Origin of the sequence: Alcaligenes sp. SDU_A2 (assembly GCF_038237375.1) — a bacterium.
Taxonomy (GTDB): Bacteria; Pseudomonadota; Gammaproteobacteria; order Burkholderiales; family Burkholderiaceae_B; genus Alcaligenes.
This window is the reverse complement of the sequence record NZ_CP151273.1, coordinates 1,179,176-1,195,824: the sequence shown is the minus strand read 5'-3', so window position 1 is coordinate 1,195,824 and position 16,649 is coordinate 1,179,176. Positions and strand designations below refer to the sequence as shown.

22 protein-coding genes are annotated in these 16,649 nt (G+C 61.4%); 1 reads left to right on the top strand and 21 read right to left on the bottom strand.

Annotation, left to right across the window (positions count from 1 at the left end):
- Positions 1-7 precede the first annotated feature (7 nt).
- Together AADW57_RS05580 and AADW57_RS05575 are read right to left on the bottom strand one after the other, a co-directional pair.
- Entirely contained in the window at positions 8-292 is a 285-nt protein-coding gene (locus tag AADW57_RS05580; RefSeq protein WP_341669063.1) for a phage holin family protein, read from the bottom strand.
- Between the two features lies 1 nt (position 293).
- Positions 294-641 carry a putative holin gene (locus AADW57_RS05575; RefSeq protein ID WP_341669062.1) on the bottom strand — a complete coding sequence of 116 codons (348 nt, stop codon included), beginning with the start codon at positions 639-641 and terminating at the stop codon, positions 294-296.
- 93 nt (positions 642-734) lie between these two features.
- Here AADW57_RS05575 and AADW57_RS05570 point away from each other — a divergent pair, with 93 nt between their 5' ends.
- Positions 735-1,721 (top strand): tyrosine-type recombinase/integrase, encoded by a 987-nt coding sequence (locus AADW57_RS05570; protein ID WP_341669061.1) that lies wholly within the window; start codon positions 735-737, stop codon positions 1,719-1,721.
- On the opposite strand, the gene AADW57_RS05565 is transcribed toward AADW57_RS05570, so the two are convergent.
- The 19 genes from AADW57_RS05565 to AADW57_RS05475 form a co-directional block, all read right to left on the bottom strand.
- Positions 1,704-2,399, bottom strand: coding sequence for a hypothetical protein (locus AADW57_RS05565; RefSeq protein WP_341669060.1), 696 nt, complete (start codon positions 2,397-2,399; stop codon positions 1,704-1,706). The genes AADW57_RS05570 and AADW57_RS05565 overlap by 18 nt on opposite strands.
- A 489-nt stretch (positions 2,400-2,888) precedes the next feature.
- Positions 2,889-3,611 (bottom strand): hypothetical protein, encoded by a 723-nt coding sequence (locus tag AADW57_RS05560; RefSeq protein WP_341669059.1) that lies wholly within the window; start codon positions 3,609-3,611, stop codon positions 2,889-2,891.
- Between the two features lie 84 nt (positions 3,612-3,695).
- Entirely contained in the window at positions 3,696-4,292 is a 597-nt protein-coding gene (locus AADW57_RS05555; RefSeq protein ID WP_239054359.1) for a YmfQ family protein, read from the bottom strand.
- Positions 4,283-5,326, bottom strand: coding sequence for a baseplate J/gp47 family protein (locus tag AADW57_RS05550; protein WP_341669058.1), 1,044 nt, complete (start codon positions 5,324-5,326; stop codon positions 4,283-4,285). The genes AADW57_RS05555 and AADW57_RS05550 overlap by 10 nt, the downstream gene beginning before the upstream one ends.
- Positions 5,316-5,717 (bottom strand): phage GP46 family protein, encoded by a 402-nt coding sequence (locus tag AADW57_RS05545; protein ID WP_341669056.1) that lies wholly within the window; start codon positions 5,715-5,717, stop codon positions 5,316-5,318. Before AADW57_RS05545 ends, AADW57_RS05550 begins: the two co-directional genes overlap by 11 nt.
- Positions 5,714-6,265: a phage baseplate assembly protein V gene (locus AADW57_RS05540; protein ID WP_341669055.1), complete on the bottom strand. Its 552-nt coding sequence runs from the start codon at positions 6,263-6,265 to the stop codon at positions 5,714-5,716. Before AADW57_RS05540 ends, AADW57_RS05545 begins: the two co-directional genes overlap by 4 nt.
- Positions 6,262-7,353 carry a phage baseplate assembly protein gene (locus tag AADW57_RS05535; protein WP_257724329.1) on the bottom strand — a complete coding sequence of 364 codons (1,092 nt, stop codon included), beginning with the start codon at positions 7,351-7,353 and terminating at the stop codon, positions 6,262-6,264. Before AADW57_RS05535 ends, AADW57_RS05540 begins: the two co-directional genes overlap by 4 nt.
- Positions 7,354-7,369: 16 nt before the next feature.
- On the bottom strand, positions 7,370-8,671 hold the full coding sequence (locus AADW57_RS05530) for a DNA circularization protein (protein WP_341669054.1): 1,302 nt from the start codon (positions 8,669-8,671) through the stop codon (positions 7,370-7,372).
- Positions 8,668-10,617, bottom strand: a complete 1,950-nt coding sequence (locus AADW57_RS05525) for a phage tail tape measure protein (protein ID WP_341669053.1) — start codon at positions 10,615-10,617, stop codon at positions 8,668-8,670. Before AADW57_RS05525 ends, AADW57_RS05530 begins: the two co-directional genes overlap by 4 nt.
- 130 nt (positions 10,618-10,747) lie before the next feature.
- The gene (locus tag AADW57_RS05520) at positions 10,748-11,071 is read right to left on the bottom strand and encodes a phage tail assembly protein (protein WP_341669052.1); all 324 of its coding nucleotides are present in this window, start codon (positions 11,069-11,071) and stop codon (positions 10,748-10,750) included.
- Positions 11,068-11,421 (bottom strand): phage tail tube protein, encoded by a 354-nt coding sequence (locus AADW57_RS05515; protein WP_131070767.1) that lies wholly within the window; start codon positions 11,419-11,421, stop codon positions 11,068-11,070. Before AADW57_RS05515 ends, AADW57_RS05520 begins: the two co-directional genes overlap by 4 nt.
- Before the next feature lie 66 nt (positions 11,422-11,487).
- Positions 11,488-12,981 carry a phage tail sheath C-terminal domain-containing protein gene (locus tag AADW57_RS05510; RefSeq protein WP_341669051.1) on the bottom strand — a complete coding sequence of 498 codons (1,494 nt, stop codon included), beginning with the start codon at positions 12,979-12,981 and terminating at the stop codon, positions 11,488-11,490.
- 1 nt (position 12,982) lies between these two features.
- On the bottom strand, positions 12,983-13,165 hold the full coding sequence (locus tag AADW57_RS05505; protein WP_341669050.1) for a DUF2635 domain-containing protein: 183 nt from the start codon (positions 13,163-13,165) through the stop codon (positions 12,983-12,985).
- Positions 13,162-13,764 (bottom strand): phage tail terminator protein, encoded by a 603-nt coding sequence (locus AADW57_RS05500; protein ID WP_341669049.1) that lies wholly within the window; start codon positions 13,762-13,764, stop codon positions 13,162-13,164. The genes AADW57_RS05505 and AADW57_RS05500 overlap by 4 nt, the downstream gene beginning before the upstream one ends.
- Entirely contained in the window at positions 13,761-14,198 is a 438-nt protein-coding gene (locus tag AADW57_RS05495) for a hypothetical protein (RefSeq protein WP_341669048.1), read from the bottom strand. The genes AADW57_RS05500 and AADW57_RS05495 overlap by 4 nt, the downstream gene beginning before the upstream one ends.
- The gene (locus AADW57_RS05490; protein WP_081055420.1) at positions 14,195-14,569 is read right to left on the bottom strand and encodes a phage head closure protein; all 375 of its coding nucleotides are present in this window, start codon (positions 14,567-14,569) and stop codon (positions 14,195-14,197) included. The genes AADW57_RS05495 and AADW57_RS05490 overlap by 4 nt, the downstream gene beginning before the upstream one ends.
- Positions 14,566-14,889, bottom strand: a complete 324-nt coding sequence (locus AADW57_RS05485; RefSeq protein WP_060186428.1) for a head-tail connector protein — start codon at positions 14,887-14,889, stop codon at positions 14,566-14,568. Before AADW57_RS05485 ends, AADW57_RS05490 begins: the two co-directional genes overlap by 4 nt.
- An 11-nt stretch (positions 14,890-14,900) precedes the next feature.
- Positions 14,901-15,377, bottom strand: a complete 477-nt coding sequence (locus AADW57_RS05480) for a hypothetical protein (protein WP_341669047.1) — start codon at positions 15,375-15,377, stop codon at positions 14,901-14,903.
- 51 nt (positions 15,378-15,428) lie between these two features.
- A complete protein-coding gene (locus AADW57_RS05475) occupies positions 15,429-16,646 on the bottom strand; it encodes a phage major capsid protein (protein ID WP_341669046.1) in 1,218 nt (405 codons plus the stop codon).
- Positions 16,647-16,649: the final 3 nt, after the last annotated feature.

The window sequence follows — 16,649 nt, the reverse complement described above, 5'->3', positions numbered from 1 at the left end:
CTTTCCTTCAGTCGTGTGCGATCCGCACAATGCAGGCAACGTTGCCACGCGCGCGCCACACAAGCACCGCGATGACCGCCGCAAATCCGGCCTCCCAGGGCGTTGCCGGGTTGTGATTGAACAGAGCGTCCAACGCCTGCCCGCCTGAGCAGACGATCAGCACGTACGCCAGAAACGAGACTCCGAGTCGATACCGTGCGCAACCCCGTCGATAGCAGATCAACCGGCCGGCAGTGAACGCATTGGCCAAAACCGCGACGCAAACGAACACAAAGTCAAAGAAGCCAATCATGTCATGACCCCCGTTTGAAAATACTGGTGATGTCGAACGACTTGATTTTGTCGATGCCCACCAAGGCCAGCGTCACAACCGTCGCCGACAGCCCAAACGCCGCCAATGTCCAGCTCTGTAGCCCCGTGCGCGTCATGACCTCCCCGGCGCCCAGATAGCCGATCAATATGGAGATCAGCATGTACGCCATTCGTTTGAGCAGTCCCAGATCCTTGGCCTGCAACGCGAACACTACGGCCCCTGCGAATGCCCCGATCAGCGCATCCCCATTCACGCCAGGCAGCAGCGACGTTGCCGCCACCGCTCCCATGGCTACTCCCGCCGATACTGCGCTTGATGTCGGCTCCATTTCCTCTCCCCAAAAAATATGCCGCCCTGCTGGCGGCTGTAAAAATCCACAGTTGAAACAATTTTCTGTACGGCCTACAACGCAGATTTACCTATGAATGCCTCCCGCCAGCGCCGTCTATCCCGCTCCTGCCCCACCCTCGCCGAGGCCATGGAACGCTACCTGCTGGAGGTGTCGACCCTAAAAAAATCCGCGTATCAAGAGCGGTCGCTGGTTCGCGCCTGGACCGGCACGCTGCTGGCCGGCCGCAACCTGGCCAGAATCACGCAGCAGGATCTGCAACGCATCCGCGATGACTGGATGCAAGAACGGGCGCCGGCAACCGTTAACCGGCGCATGGCGCTGCTGTCGCATCTATTCACCGTGGCGCGCAAAGACTGGGGCTACAGTTGGCTGGCCAACCCCGTGCAACTGGTGCGGCGGCCAGCCGTCAATGACGCGCGCGACCGCCGCCTGTTCACTCAGATACGCCTGTACGGCGTGAGTCCCGACGAATGCCCACGCTCGGAAATCGACTGGATCCTGAAACACACCCGCTCAGAATGCCTGCCTACAATCGTGGCGTTGGCTGTTGAGACAGGCATGCGCCGCTCGGAGATCGTCACGCTGACACGCGAGCAGATCGACCTGACCCACGGCGTCATCACCTTGCAGGACACCAAAAACGGCGATACCCGGTATGTCCCGCTGACGCCATTCGCCCGCGACGCGCTGCGTAAATGGCTCGTCGGCAAACCGCTGCGCGGCCGCATATTCGACGTATCAGCGGGATCCGTCAGCCGGGCATTTGCCCGCGCCCGTGAGCGCGCGCGCCGCGCCTATGGCGCCCTATGCCGGCAGTACGGCCGCCGCCCCGTGCGCGCCTATTTCCTGGACCTACGTCTGCACGATCTGAGACATGAGGCCACGTCCAGACTGGCCGACGTGTTCCCCGCGCATGAGCTGGCCAAGGTAACCGGCCACCGAGACACCCGCATGCTGCAGCGATATTTTCACCCGCGCGGGCGAGATCTCGCGCAGAAACTCATGCGTAGCAAGCTCGGCCGCGCGCAGGCTGAGCAGCTACGCTTGGCCGCCTGATTCCGGCCAGACGACGGCTTTAATGGCTTTGGCGGTCTTTGCGGCATAGATCTGGTCTCGCAGCCGCTGGCGCGTACCGACCAGTTGCTGGCTCGACTGCAGGAACAGTTGCGCCTGGTCCAGAGTTTTCTGTCGCATATCCTCGACAGCGATGCCCCGGGCAGCGGCCAGGCCGTCCAGATAGGGAGTGGGCTCGGTCTGGTCTGCTGCCCACGCCAGTGCCTCGGCCTGCTGGACTGGCCAAGTCAAGCGCTCGGCCTCGGGGTAACCCCTGGTCAGGGCGACGGCCGCCTGCTCAAACCCTGCGTTCACCAATGCCAGCTGCAGCTCGCGCAGATCACTCAGTGTGGGTTCTGGCGCCGCCGGTGCATCGGTGCTGAGCCAGGCAGGCAGCGGGCCCAGGCCGTCGTATTCCTGCCCGTTGTGCACTGTGCCCAGGCTGTATTCGCCGTCGGCCGTGTACAGCGTTGCCTGCCGGTTGTCATCCACCAGCTCCCAAGCGCCGGTGCCGGCATCGCCATATTCGAGCGCGTACCGATCAACGGTGGAGACCCAGCGCGCCACCTGGCCAACAGGAATGCTCGCAGGTGGTGCCACGGTCACATCCGCGAACCCCTTATCAGCATAGGGAGACTGGCCGTTGAGCACGCCCAGGGCATCGGTTTGAAAATTCGACATACAAAAACTCCTGGCCACATGCGTGGCTGATTGAAAAAAGAAAAAGTGGTTATGGGACTGCAAATGCACGGGCGCTCGGCTCGCACCAAAATGACGCACTGCAGAACATCGGCACAAATAGGGGCACGGGCATCTCGTTCAACGGAGGCACTGTTGATACACGGGTTGGGGATTTGTTTTTTGATCTCTCCCGTTCGCCAGCGCGGACAGCCAGCGAAACCCGCCCCGCCAGCATAGCGTTGCATCCTCGGATTCAGATTTGAATACGAGGATGTAACGCGGCATTGCTAGGACGAGTCTCTGTTGAGGTCCGTGCAACTCGCGAATTGTCGAAATCCACTCTACCCAAGAAATTCCCCGTTCCTGGCGCAGCGTTTTCAGCATAATGGGTAGGGGAGCCGGGGGCCCTGAACGGGCCCGATGTACTGCTCTGGATTAGGGCGCCAACATCCCCAGCAATGGTCTGCATGGCGTCTTTTTGAGCAGTCCCTAGCGCCCTCGCATTTGCAGCGAGGTGGCCACTCCACTGCAAATGCGCGGGCACTCGGATCCGCCCAGGGCGAGGCGATTAAACAGCAGTCTCCACAGTTCCAGGCTTCTATTAACGGCCCCGAGGGCTCTCGCATTTGCAGTGTCAGCGTCAGTTCCGGTCGCGCGGATGAATTGGTTGCGCAAATCAGGTAGCCGCACATTATTTCCGGAGATCACCGAAAACTTGAAAGCGCCAACGGCCCAGGAGCCGGATGCAACCATGTGGCTATTGGCCTCGGCCCAGGCAATGAGCGCCCGGAACCTTGCGTTCGTACGATCCACCGTCTGACCGATCAGGTCTACCTCATCGGGACGCGCAGTAGCGGATGTACCCCAGATGAACCGGCCCACATCTGGGCTGACGTAGCCGGTGAATGAGCCTACCGTTTGCCAGTGCAATATCTGCTGGCGGTCAATGACGTACACCAGCGGGCCTACATTTGTTGCGGGCGCCGTCGCATAAATGGGCATTGCCAGGGCACGCATCGCTTTGAGTATCTGGCCGTTATCGGCTTCACTGGGGTCAATGCCTGCTGCTGTGATCACATTCAACAGCTCGTCCATCACACTATTTGCCCATACTGCCGAAATCCAGGATCCGGCCGCGCCCGTTGCGGCATTGGCATCAGCGAACTTTCCACCCACCAACCCAATGCCCGGCAAACTTTTGGGGTAATCCATCTGTACTCTCCACTAAAATTTATTACCAAATTGGCCATTGCCGAATGTCGGCACGTCCTCGGAGTCTGTCCAGCATGTCAGCTCCTAGGAATAATCAAAAAACACGACGGTGTGCGCCGGCGCGTAGCGTCGAATCACGCACTCAACAATGTCGGTCTCGTTGGCGCCGAATCGGTCGCCAAACTGGGCATTACCAAATACCGGCTCTTTGGCGCGCAGCGCGCCCAACTGGACCACCCATACGAACTGGCAATCCCAGCTGCCAAACTGGCTGCTGCCGAATCGGGCAAGGCCAAAACGCGGCGTGCGCCATTCAATCACCCGCGCCTCGGGATAGCCCAGGCGCTGCGCCATCTCCTGAAAATAGAGAGGATCCTGTCGCCCGACATCCGAGAAACGCCGCAGCACCTCACGCAGCCGCCCGCTCGGAGAAGCCGTGTTCCCCTGGCACTCGTCGGGCAACCCCATGACACGCTCCCAATCGGACAGCAGCTCGCGCAGCGTGCCGGGGAACATTTCAGACAGCAGATCAGCCGCCCGTGCATCCACCCGCGCCAACTCGGCAGCAATGGCATCAGCCACAATCGCCGGCATCGGATACAGCTCAGGATCCCAGGCTGGCCCAGGGGGCAGTAGCTGCTGCAGCTGTGCGCGATAGTCCTGCGCCGTTCTCACACCCATGTCAGCCCCCCGAATACCGGCAGCTCCTGCGGCTGGGGCACAACGTCGGCGGCCGGAGAGAGCAGTTTGTGATCCGTTTCGCCTGGGACGTTGCTGATGGTGGCCGCCACATGCGTGCGGTACAGACGCGTTCCCAGATCGGCCTCCGCCATATGCAGCTCGCGCAGAGCCTCTTCGACTTTGCCCCGCAGCGCATCGCCATCGGGAAACAGTTGGATCTGGTAATTCACGGGCAACAGCATGGGCGCCAACACATGAATCTCTGCTGTCACCGGACGCTTGCTTTGAATGTGGGCCCGTACCGCCTCCAGCTCGGCCGCATCTGGAACAATGTTGTCGTCATCATCACGAACAACAAACACGCCGACCGTCCCCGGCCCGAGCCAGGCGCGACGCACCCATGCCCGCGTGATGCCTGGAACCTCCAGCGCCCAGGTGACGTAATCGTCCACATCACCGCCATGAGGTTGAATACGAAATGCTCGCACCACTCGCCGGCGCCATCGCTCCAGCGGCTCCAGATCTGTCCCGCCGACCAGGCCAGGCGCCGCGACTGTCGACCGATCAATGACGCCTGGCGCCGGGGATATGGCAACCAGCTGCGTGCCCGCCACCAAATTGCCCGCAGCCCCTGGAACCACGGCCTCAACAGGTACACGCGTGACGCCGGACAAAAGCGTGTCCTGCGTCACGCGCACCTGCACGCCGGCCCGCGTTTGCCAGAGCATGCCTGCCGGGACAAAAACGCCGTCAGCCCCGGTTGCTTCGATGGCTCCCTGCGCCGGCGTTGCGGACTTGCGTGGAACGTCTTTGAGACCAGCCCAGCGCGCCAGCATGTCTTCATCGCAGCTATCGGGCAGGATCTGTTTGGACTGCCAGGCCAGCAGGCCGTACAGACCAAAGGCGCCGCCCGCCATTACGCGGGCCAGAACGGCGCTATCAGATCGGCGCAGCACCCCGTCCACCCCTGCCCGAGCCAGATCCTCGCCAGCACGCTGCACCAGGGCTGGCAGTGTTGGAATTTCAAATGGCATTGATCACCCCCAGCACATCGTCAAACTGCATTTGCCGTTGCCCCTCGTCCAGGGTCAACGTCACGTATAGGTCAAGGCGTGTTGCGCCCTGGCGCTCAACGCGGGCCACTGCCCGCTGCGCGACGCCATCCTCTACCATCCAGGCCAGCGCCTCGTCGGCATACCGCTGGGCATCCTGCATGGTCTGCGCGGTGAGCGAGCGGCGCCGCAGCAACCACAGCCTGGAGCCGATTCGATCCTGGGGCTGATCAGGGTAGGCGTCCCCCCAATACCCGTGGCGTTCATCGTCATCAACCGGATCCGACGGTTCAGCGCGCCGCCAGGTGAACAGACTGATTACCACCGCCCGCTCCAACTGATCCGCCGAGGCCAATAAATTGCGAATGCTCATTCCATCCTCTGATTGGGTTTATCAGTTGGCCCACCGCTGTCGTTTTCGGGGTGGTTGTGTCCGTTGTACGTGCCGCGCATCGCGCTCATCGTGCCGACGCCGTCGCGGATCTCGCCGGCCGCCTCAATGTCCCCAGTGGCGATCACCTTGGGGGTATTGAGCGTGACGCTGGTCGAGCAATTAAAAACCGCCTCTGGGGCGGTGACTTCAATCTTGGTGCCGGCAGTGATGCTGATCACCCTGCCCTGCTGGAGACGGATCTCGTCCCCCTCATGGGTGAACAAACAAACCTCGCCGCGCTGCAGGCCGACAGGCCGGTATCGCCGGTCCGTCACGATGAACGCGACGCAATGCGAGCGGTTGCCACCGATAAACCCCAACACGGCCTCTGCACCCGCCAGGGGATGGGAGGTGAATCCGTACGGCTCCACGTGCTCCACGCCATCCTTCACCTCACCGGCGGTCAGGCGCACCTGCAATCCCTGAAGCTTGCGGGCCGCATCGACCAGAGACAGCGTCCCACGCGCAATAAAGTTCAGAATTTTCATGATTTATCCCAGTCAGCCGGCAACAGGTACTCGAACGAATCGCCGCCCCGCTTGCCCTTCTTCTGCTTTTTCGGCGCCTTGGGCTCAGGCGAGTACGCACCGGGCGGCGCCACCCGCAACGAGACGCGTCTGCCGCGCTCATCGAGCGTGTAAACCACCTTGCCAATCAGCATCTCCCTGTCGAACCCGATCATGGCGTCGCGCACCGGCACGAACATATTGGGCAGCCAGAGCCGCCCGTCGCTTTGACGCCAGCCCTGCAGCTCATAGTCCGTTGCCAAAGCTCGCCCCATCCGGCTCTCGCGCTCCCAAGCGGCGCGCTTGGCGGCGATAGCAGCACTGACCTGGCCTTGCGGTTGCACGGTCAGATTCCGATAGCGGTCTACACGATCATCCCCCGCCACGCTCTGCACCTCGGCCGCCTCGACACCGAACGCCTCATCGGTGCCGGCCTGCTGGCCAATGCACTCGTACGTTGAATACACGCCTGAAAAGTCCAGCGGCGCCGATGCCCCCAACACATTCACGCCCAGTTCAATCGCATCGGTCGCTCGGCCCGCCGATCCCAGCGCCGCCAGCACTACGCGCCCGTGGGCATCGTCCGTAGAGAGCAGCGCCGACTGTTCCAGCAGCCGGTCAATCGAGGCAAAAACCGTCTCCCCCGGCTCGGTTTGATGGTCCGCAATTGTCAGTCCATCCCCGGCCTGGTCAACCACGCTCAGGCCGTAGGGAGCTGCCAGAGCGGCGACAACTGCCGCCACGGTCTGGCCGCGCCACTGGCCACGAGCCGCGCTGCAATCGACGAGGTCCGAGGTCAGGGAGCGGCCGGCAACGCCAACCGTGATCTGTCGTGCGTCGTACTCGATAGGAGTGGCATAGGCATAGCCTGTCAGCACCAGATCCGGGCCGATCCGAACCTCGCAACGCGAGCCGTGGCGAATCCGTGCGGGTGCCTCGCCGCTACCGGGCCAGCGCCAGGTCACTCCCAGTCTAAAATCCCGTGCCTGCTGCTCAATGCCGGCTGTAATCTCAACCGATTTCCAGCCTCCGTACTCCATGCCGTCCGCCACCAGGGTCACGCGGTCCATGTCCTCTGCTGTCATCTCAGCCCCTTGGCAATAGCAATTCAGTGGCAGGCACAAACCCAGGATGACGTACGCCGTTGCGAGCAACGATATCCCCCACCCTGCCCGCGTCCCCATAGCGGCGATACGCCAACACCAGCGCCGGAATAGGCGCCGGATTGCTGTAGCGCGTCAGCACATCACCTTGGCGCGCCACGGCAGTCAAATGCCGGGTAGCGGCAACGCGGGCCTGGGCTATCACCTCGTAATGCGTCGTTGGCGACTGCTCGGCCAAGGCCCAGAGCGATTCCGATACGCCATCGCGCACCTGCAGCACATCGTCTGCCACCGGCAACTCAACGCGATCTACACCCGTCAGCCCGTCCAGAACTTGCCCCAGCGTCCCCGAGTCCACCGCAACCCCGCCCTGTGCCATCCCGTCTACGGCCACCTGCCCGGCACGGGTGACGCTGATGGTTTTGGACGGCAACGCAGCCGTACCGCGCACGGCATCGACCGCCACCGCATCCTGCACGAGCGAGCGCACCGCCGCCACAAACACCCGATTGGCCGCGCCGCTGGGCAACAGCGTGCCGCCCAGGCGCTGCACCGCATCAGCACGGTCAGCCAGCCCAAACAGCGACATGACGCCCTGGGCGCGTGAGTAGAACCCGCCAAACAGCGAACGCGCACCACCGATAATGCCGAACACCGCATCGGCGAACGCCCCAGGCCCTGCCATGACCGAATCAAAAACACGCTGCGCGGACCCCAGCACGCCGGACACCGAGCCATACACGTCCTGAACAACCTCCAGCACTTGCCCGATGGGCGTCAATACCGCGTCCAGGCTGATCTGCGACAGGTCGATGCCCTCCAGCACCGCCGTGAAACGCTCCAGTGCAGACATCTGCACGGCATCGGCGGCACTGTTCAGTGTGGACGCCGCATCGGCGCCGGCCACCGGATAGGATGGTTCGGCCTCCCCTTCCACAAACACCAGCTCAAACTGCACCATTCCCTGCGTGCGCCGGTCGTGCGAATAGGTACAGTCGATGCACGTAGCGGTGATGCTGCCGGTCCAGGGCAGGATCAGCTCACCAGAACCCGGCTGCTCGATCACCTCCAGCAGCGCGTCACGCTGGCTCAGACAGTCATCCCCCGCGACAAACGCCGTGATGCGAACCTCTTTGGTGCGCTTGCCCAGCGCCTCCACCAGCGGGATATCGCGCTGGGGATACTCATGCACCTGCGTGCGCTGCCCAGCAGGCGCCGAGTCCCGCAACACCTCGAACGCCACCCCACGAAATGAGGCGGCCTGTTTTTGATCTCGCCAGCTCATCCGCTCGCTCCTGCCATTGACCGCAGGCCAATGTCCTGACGGACGTTCAGGCCTGGTTGATTGGTGCGCGCTGGCTCTGCCCTCATGCCAGCCGGCGCATTCTCGAACCGAATTACCATTTCCCCATCCAGGCGCGTCTCTCGACCTGGCGCTGCCAGCGCCGGCGCAGGCTTTGCCGGTGCCTCATCGCCCAGCCCAACGGCGTTTTTCAACCAGCCCATGCCGCTATCCCAGGTGTTTGAAACCGACTCACCCACGGAGGCGGCCGCGCCCTTGGCGGCATCGACCCCCTTCATGATGGGTTCGATAAACCCCGATACCCGATCCCACAAATCCTTGAACCAGGCCACAATCGGCTCCCAGTTCTTGATGATGATTCCCATTGGGCTCCAGTTCAGGAATGCGCCCTGCATCCAGTCCCAGATCGCCTGGGCAGGTGCCTGGACCTGCGCCCACAGCCCAACAAACCAAGCTGTGATCGGCTCCCAGTTCTTGATAATCAAACCCAGTGGATGCCAGTTCAGAAATACATTCTTGAGCCAGTCCCATGCCGCCTGCGCTGGAGCTTGAACCTTCGCCCACAGATTTTTAAACCACGCGCTCACCGGCTCCCAGTTGGCGATCAGGAACCCTGCTGCCAGGGCTATACCCCGTATGAGCATGCCCAGCGGCGACATCGTCATGACGCCGGACATAATCTTGATTGCCCAGGTCACCCCGACCACGGCCAGCCGCATGCCCACGAATGCCGCAGCGGCACCCACCAGCCCCTTGATCAACCACGGATTGGCCTGCGCCAACGCTGTGACTTGATCAATCATTGGTCCGACGTAGGCAATGAACGAATTGATCGGCGGCAACAGGACATTGCCAATGGCCATACCCAGCGCCGTGACGCGATTCCACAGCAGCTGGATACTGTTGGCCGTGGTTTTTGATCGGGCGGCGTACTCCTTTTCCATGGATCCGGCGTACTCAGTTGCGTCGGCCACCAGCTCGAAGTTCTTTTTAAGCAGGCCCAGGTTATCCAGCATCGGCGCAATGGCCGTGATCGACTCCTTGCCGAACAGTTGTTGAAGCACCCCGGCCTGTTTGGACGCATCGACTTTACTAATGGCCGTCAACACCTTGAGCATCGTGCCCTTGGCGTCCTTTTGCATTCCCACCGAGATCTGCTCAGCATTCAGTCGCAATGCCTTGAACACCTGCTGCTGCGTCTTGGTGGCCGCTCGTCCCGAGGTCATGGCCAGCATGAAGTTCTTAATGCCGGTCGCCGCCTCTTCCTGGCCGACACCCACACCAGCCAGCGTCGACCCCATGGCGGCAATCTCGCCAGCGGCCAGGCCAGCGACCGCACCCAGCGGCCCAATGCGCGTCACAATATTGCTGATCTGCTGGGCCGTCGCCGCCCCATTGTTGGAAAGGTGATTGATTTTGTCGGCCAGCGCCACCACTTCGACCTGTCCTAGCTTGAACGACGTGCGCCACTTGGCCATGGTGTCGCCAGATTCCTCCGCCGTCTGGTCGAACGCGATACCCATCTTGACGGCGTCCTGGGCGAAGGCCTGCAGCTCGTCCCGCGCAATACCCGATTGCCCGCCGGCGGCCACGATGGCGGCAATGTCTTTGGCCGCCATCGGCAGCTTAGTCGACATTTTGGTGATGTCCTGCCCCATCTTGGCGAATTGTTCAGGCGTGTCAAAATCGACCACCTTACGCACATCGGCCATCGAGGACTCAAACTCGATGGCGGCACGCGCACCCGCAAAAAAAGGGGCCGCGATGGCCCCTCCTTTCACAACGTCCATCAGATTGATGGGTTGCCCCAAACCGCTGTTGAGCAGCCCGCGCCGGAAATTCATGGCATTGGCGCGGGCCTTATGCAGGGTGGGCGAGAGTTTATCGACCCCCGTGATCAGGGCCTTCAATTGAAACTCGCGGGCCATAGCTACTCCTTCATTTCGTTCGCAACCCGATGCGCCTGGCTGGTCATTTCAAACACATCGGACAGCGGCCGATCCATGACCGCAAAAGGATCCAGCCGCCAGAAATAGGCGGCCGAGTAGGCGTAATCAATCAGGCCTGAGACTGTGCTGCCGGGTCCGAGCCCTGACTGATAAAAAAACCGACTACCGCCCATGCCAGCTCGTGAAAGTCCCGCATCCCCAACTGATCCACCGCCGACTCAGGCACCTCGCCCAGACGCGCGATGTACCGCGCGCACACATCCAGCAGTGGGCGTGGGACCTGATCCTCGGGCGCAAACGAATAGGGCAAGGACTTCAGCGCCCGTACATCAGCCACCGCCGGCTCGCGCAGCCGCAGCTCCGTGTACTCTTTGCCGTAGGCATTGATAGAGGCGGACAAAGTCTTCACCGTCAGAAATTTCGCATCGCTCATTGCCAGATCCCTTTAACGCCGTTGAATTCCAACGTGACTTTGCCGTCGTCCCCGGTGCTGGTCGTCTCGCCGACCATGTAGGCGCCCGTCAGCACGTAGGTTTTGCCGTTGCGGTACTCGGCCTGGACGGTCATGTCCGTGCCGTTGGCGATCACATCCACCGGGAAATCCGCCGTATGCAATGCCTCGACCTTCACGTACGGCACGCGGTCGCGCTCGGTAAAATAGCCCGGCGCACCTTCGACGGTTTCGCGGATCACATCGCCGATAGGGCATTCCACGCCGCCAGTGATCACCAACTGTTGACCGTCCACTTTGACGTAGACTGTCCCTGCTACTTTCTGGCCCATGTCCAGCTCCCAAAGAAAAGGCCCGCTCAATGGCGGGCCTGGGTTCAATCAAAAGTGACGCGGTGGCTATGCCGCCATCGTGTCGGGATACTGCAGGCGGAACTCGTTGCGCAGCGCGACGATGCGCAGCTGGTTCACGTAGTCAGGCGGGAACAGAACATTGACCCGGTTCGGGTTTGTTTCGTCGCGCTCCACGATCAGGTAGCGCGCGAACAGTTGCAGGTTCTCCACCAGGCCCAATCGCTCCATGCGCTCGTACTCGGCGATCAGTTCGCCACGGATGGTCTTAGGTGTGACAATTGACTGGCCAGGCCCGAAGCGGGTGCCGTCGTCGGCCAGCTTGTGGCGTGCGAATTTGCTGGTAATGACCGCCTCCAACCGGCGCAGAATCGCCGCAGACTGGTGCATCGTCTCGCTGTCCAGATAGCTGTCATCGGGCTGACCGAACGCATTTTTCTGGTACAGGGTGACTGCACGCTGGATCCGCTGATACCCGCCCTCGTAATAGGACGTGGCCACACCCGCCCACAGCAACGAGTTATTCTCCAGCAGGCCAAAACGGCGACCCTCTGGCGCCGGCATGCAGCTGAGCAGCGCACCCGTCTGCGTGGGCCGCGCCGGATCCGCCGCAATGAACACAGCTGTTCGCCCGGCAAAATCCGCGACCCACCGCCACACCGACGTGGGCGCCTCGGGCTCGACGGCGGCGACCGTCATATGCTGGTCATTGGTAGCACCACGACCGAAGGCCACCAACTGGCCCATCGTGCCGCGCCGGGCCGAGTACACATGTCCGTAAATTTTCTTGAGCCATGCCCAGCGACCAGAGGTGTCATCCATCAAGGCCTGGAAAGCCGCCAGCGAACCGGCGTCGGTGAACGGATGGGTGATGAACTCGAACGGCGCATCGCCCAGCAACGCCAGCGCGACGTCCAGATCTGGCACCCCTACGCCACCTGCCATGGGAGTAACCGCGACGGTCAGACCCGACGGCACAACCTCTCCGCCCGCCGAGCCTCGCAGATTGACAGCCAGGCGCAGATCATTGCCCAGCTCACCGGAAAATTTCGCAGTCACGGTCACAACGCCAGCGGCAGCTGCAGCCGTTACAGCCAGCGTCGCCGCATTGATAGCCGCAGCCAGAGCCGTAGCCACATCGGCGGCGGCCTGGCCGCTGGCTACCGTCACCGCAACCCGCGCGTCGCCCACATAGGCCGACAGCACGCCGGCCGCCGACGCGGTGCCCGCAACGGTAAATTTTCCCGATGCCTTGGCTCCCGTGACATTGACCGGCAGGATCCAGATTTCACCCATGGGGTCAACGCGCCGGCTGGCCATGTGCATTTCGTGAAGCATCGAGCCACGGCCCGCAATCGTGGCAACATCGTCGGAGGACGAAGGCAGCTGCAGAGCCGGTGCGGCGGTCACGTCGTCATTGACCGCCCCGATGAGCAGGCGCCGCAGTTGCGTCGCGCCGCTGTTTGCCTGGCTATTATCCATTTCCGCGTAGAACAGCGGCACGCGCAGATCATTCGGGATTTGATTCATGCTGACCGCCATGTCAACGCTCCTTTTTGCCCGCTGCTGGGGCATCGTCTTGCTTGGTCGTCACGTCGCCATCGAACAGGCGCCGCATCCAATACTGTGTTTTGGGAACTGCCCAGCCCTCGCCGGTCAGCACCGCCCCGCGCTCGGGGTCCAGCACCATCCGGCCCTCCACCGGCACCACGTGCATTTTCTTCATGACACATCCTCTTGCAGTTTGAATTCAGTCCGGCCATCCGGTCCTGGCTTTTGCAGATTGGGATCTGCGATGGGATCAATCACATCCACACTAATGTCCAAGCGCCTCAGTAGCGGGAGCTGCGCCAGTTCATACTCCTGCCAGGTTTGAGGGATGGTGTCCGCCGGCAGCCCGTTTGAATACCCCACGGTCAGCTCAGCGGAAAACGTCATGCCGTAATACGTCACAGCGCGGTTCATGTCGATAATTTCGCCGCCCTCGTACTCGATAGGCTCGTACTCATCGCCAGGGTGCCAACCCAACAAGGCCCGCCAGACCTCGGCACGTAGGTCATGCAGCGCGTCTGCGGTTGCATCACCCCGTTCGTTGCTCGCCGTCGCCATCATCAACACAACCGTGAAGCGGTCGATAACCTCCTGCACGGCCAGGTTCTGGGCAATTGGAGGCCTGGCCTCATCGTCGGCCGGCATCACCACCAAAGCCGGCACAACAACCTTGACCTGCTCACGCTCAGGCTTGAAGTCGATAGCGACAAACACCCGCCTGTCAAAAGTCGGGCAGTAGGCGCGCAAATGGCCTACAACATCGGACAGTTTCATTTCAGTGCCTCGTTCAATGAGGCCCGTAGACGCTGCATGACAGCGCCTTCCTGTTCAGTCAGTGCATCAGCAATCCAGTTGCCCCTGGAGCGCAGACCGCGCTTTGTGCCGTAGTGCAGGAACGCCGGATAGAAGCCTTGTTTTCTAGGATCAGCATTCCACTTGCTGGCGGGCGTCGGCATCTGGTGCTGGACTTTTGCGTAGAACCCACCCGAACCCAGACGTACCTTGATCGACTTGGCCATCCGTCCTGTTTGTCGATTGGGGTAGCCACCGCCATTACCACGCTTGGCAATCTTTTTTCGTGAAGCCTTTGCGACCATGCGGCCAGCATCACGAAACGCCTTACGCATCGGACCACGCTTGAACAACATCTGGCTGATATTTTCGTAGCCATCGAACCCAAGCTTTGCTTGTATTCCAGTGGATTTCATACCAGCTCCCCATCCCCAAATTCTTCAAGGTCGAGCACCAAAAACTGACGCTCCCCACGCAGCGGGGCGACCCGCCGCACCCGGTAAACTCTGCCGGCATAGAAAATCTCGTGCTGATTGGTAATGCCATCCAGATAACGCAAAAGACAACGATGGGTTATTCGTTCGTCCGTCTGTGCCGTAGCAGTCCAGACAGCAGTTCCAACCGGCGTCAACGCTGCCCAGCGACGTATCGGATCTAGACGTTGCTCTGTCACACCCGACCAACCGACCGGATGGTCCCGGCACAATCGAATCTGAACGCGTTTGCTCAGCTCACCAGCGAATGGCTCAGAGAATGTTGGCGCACCCGCCCTTGATCCTTTACTCATGCCCCTATCCCCACACGATAGAAATGCAAATAGTTGCCCACTGCAGGGTTGTCATAAATACGTGCATCCCGCATCGCGCCTTCTCTATTGGTAAATAGATCAGACACAATCATCAGCAACGCAGACACCACCGACGCAGGGACAACAGCCTCTGTGCCGTCGGGATTTAGCCAAGGGATGGGTCGCCCCAAGTAATTGCTGGCATAGTCAACAGCGGAACGGCTCATATGAATCAAAAGCCTGTCCTCGTCGGTGTCATCCAGCTCCAAACGCAACTGAGCCTTGATTAGCTCCAGCGGCAAGAAATCTAGTTCCTGCATGCTCACCCCTTTTACTTTGGCTCAGCTCCTTCAACTGGAGCAGATGCCCGTTTTGCTTTGCGGCCAGAGCCGGTGCCAGGTGCGGCGTCATCCTGAAACAGCTCCGTAGCAACGGCAGCATCCTCACCTGCGCTTGGGGTGTCACCTGCCTGGGCCTGCGCTATCGGACCATCCGCAACGCCAGAAACTGCCACCAACGCAACGGCAGCATCCTCACCTACGCCTGGGGCGCCACCTGCCTGGGCCTGCGCTACCGGGCCGTCCGCCACGCCAGAAACTGCCACCAGTGCAACGGCAGCATTCTCATCTGCGCTTGGCATGTCATTTGCCTGGACGGCAGGAAGAGCCGGAGCAGTAGCCACACATTCCATGAGACGAGCTAGTCCCTTGTTGATCAGTTGATTCCCTACCCGATCAGAGACCTCAAACTCGTCACCCCGTCGCCTGGCGCCATCATGGTCAAACGAGAAAATCGCTTTTACTTTCATATCGATTCCTTTAAGGCTGGGGCGGCCAGACAAAGCGCCGCCCCGCGCTTATCAGCCGCCCGCACCCGGAACTGCGTCAATTCCCTCAAAGCTGCCCTTCACGAACGCCTGAGGGCGGCGCACTTCCAAGCCGACGCGCTCCTCGCAAAGAATGGTCACCATGTTTTTGATCACGTTGTCGCGGTCCTCCAGCGATACCATGATGCTGACATCCTCTCGGTCCCAGCCCTGAACAGCGAGGCCGCCGCCGAAAGCACCCACCAGAAACTCGCTCACCTCCATGGCCTGGGTGGGTACGACGTTGCGACCCCACAGGCCCGGAAGGTTTTGAGCGCGCGGATTGGCGAACAGATAGCCGTTGTCATCGGTCTTGGTCAGCTCGATGGCTGCCCAGTCCAGGGGGCTAATCACGATGGCATCGGCCCAATACTCGGACAGCTCTACCTGCAAAAGCGCGAGGCGCAGACGGTCGATTCGCGTCTCTGCCTGCACCAGAACGCCAGGATTCGCATAGCTCGAAGCCTGGGTGTAGATGCCGTCGATGTTCAGGCCGACGCCGCTACCCTTGAGCAACTGCCCTTCTTCCTTGAGCTTCAGGCCATAGCGCAGACGTCCGTCCACGTAGGATTGCAGCATCGGAGCATCCGCCAGCACCTGGCGAGAAGCGTGGATCCAGTGAGCGATGGTCGTCACCGGCGCCTGATAGGGCTCGAAGGTGATATTCGATTCGGGCTTGCCACCGCTCGGGTTTTCGCCCACCGGCGCCGCATTGTTGGTGAACACCAGTTCGCGCACAGCTTCGATGCTATTGGAAGCGGTCCGCCCCCAGTTGATGAGGTCGCGCACGACCAAACGCTGCAGAGCGGGAGCTTGGATACCGGGTTGGCGGTCGGGCACGATGAGGCCGCCCGCCGAACCAGCGCCCGAGCCGATGGCGGCTTGCACCGGCATACGGAACGACCCCCGCGGGTTGCCGGCGAATGCCCGGAAATCCTCGCTCGCGGCAATCTGCTCGCCCATGGATTGCGAGCCAGCGGACACGCCGCCATCGTTCTGAACCTTTGCAAGCAGCTGCTCGGCGGTGGCCAAGCGGGCCTGCAGCTCGCCCTGGGTCGTCAGGGTCTTGTCGATGTCAGCACGCAATTGCTGGTCGAGCGCACCGCGCGCCTTCATGTCAGCGTCGGCTCTCTCGGCCATCGCCTTGAGCTGGTCGCCAACCGTTTTCAGGCTGGCGTTGATCTGTTCGATCTGCTGTTCGGGGTTCGCCATTGT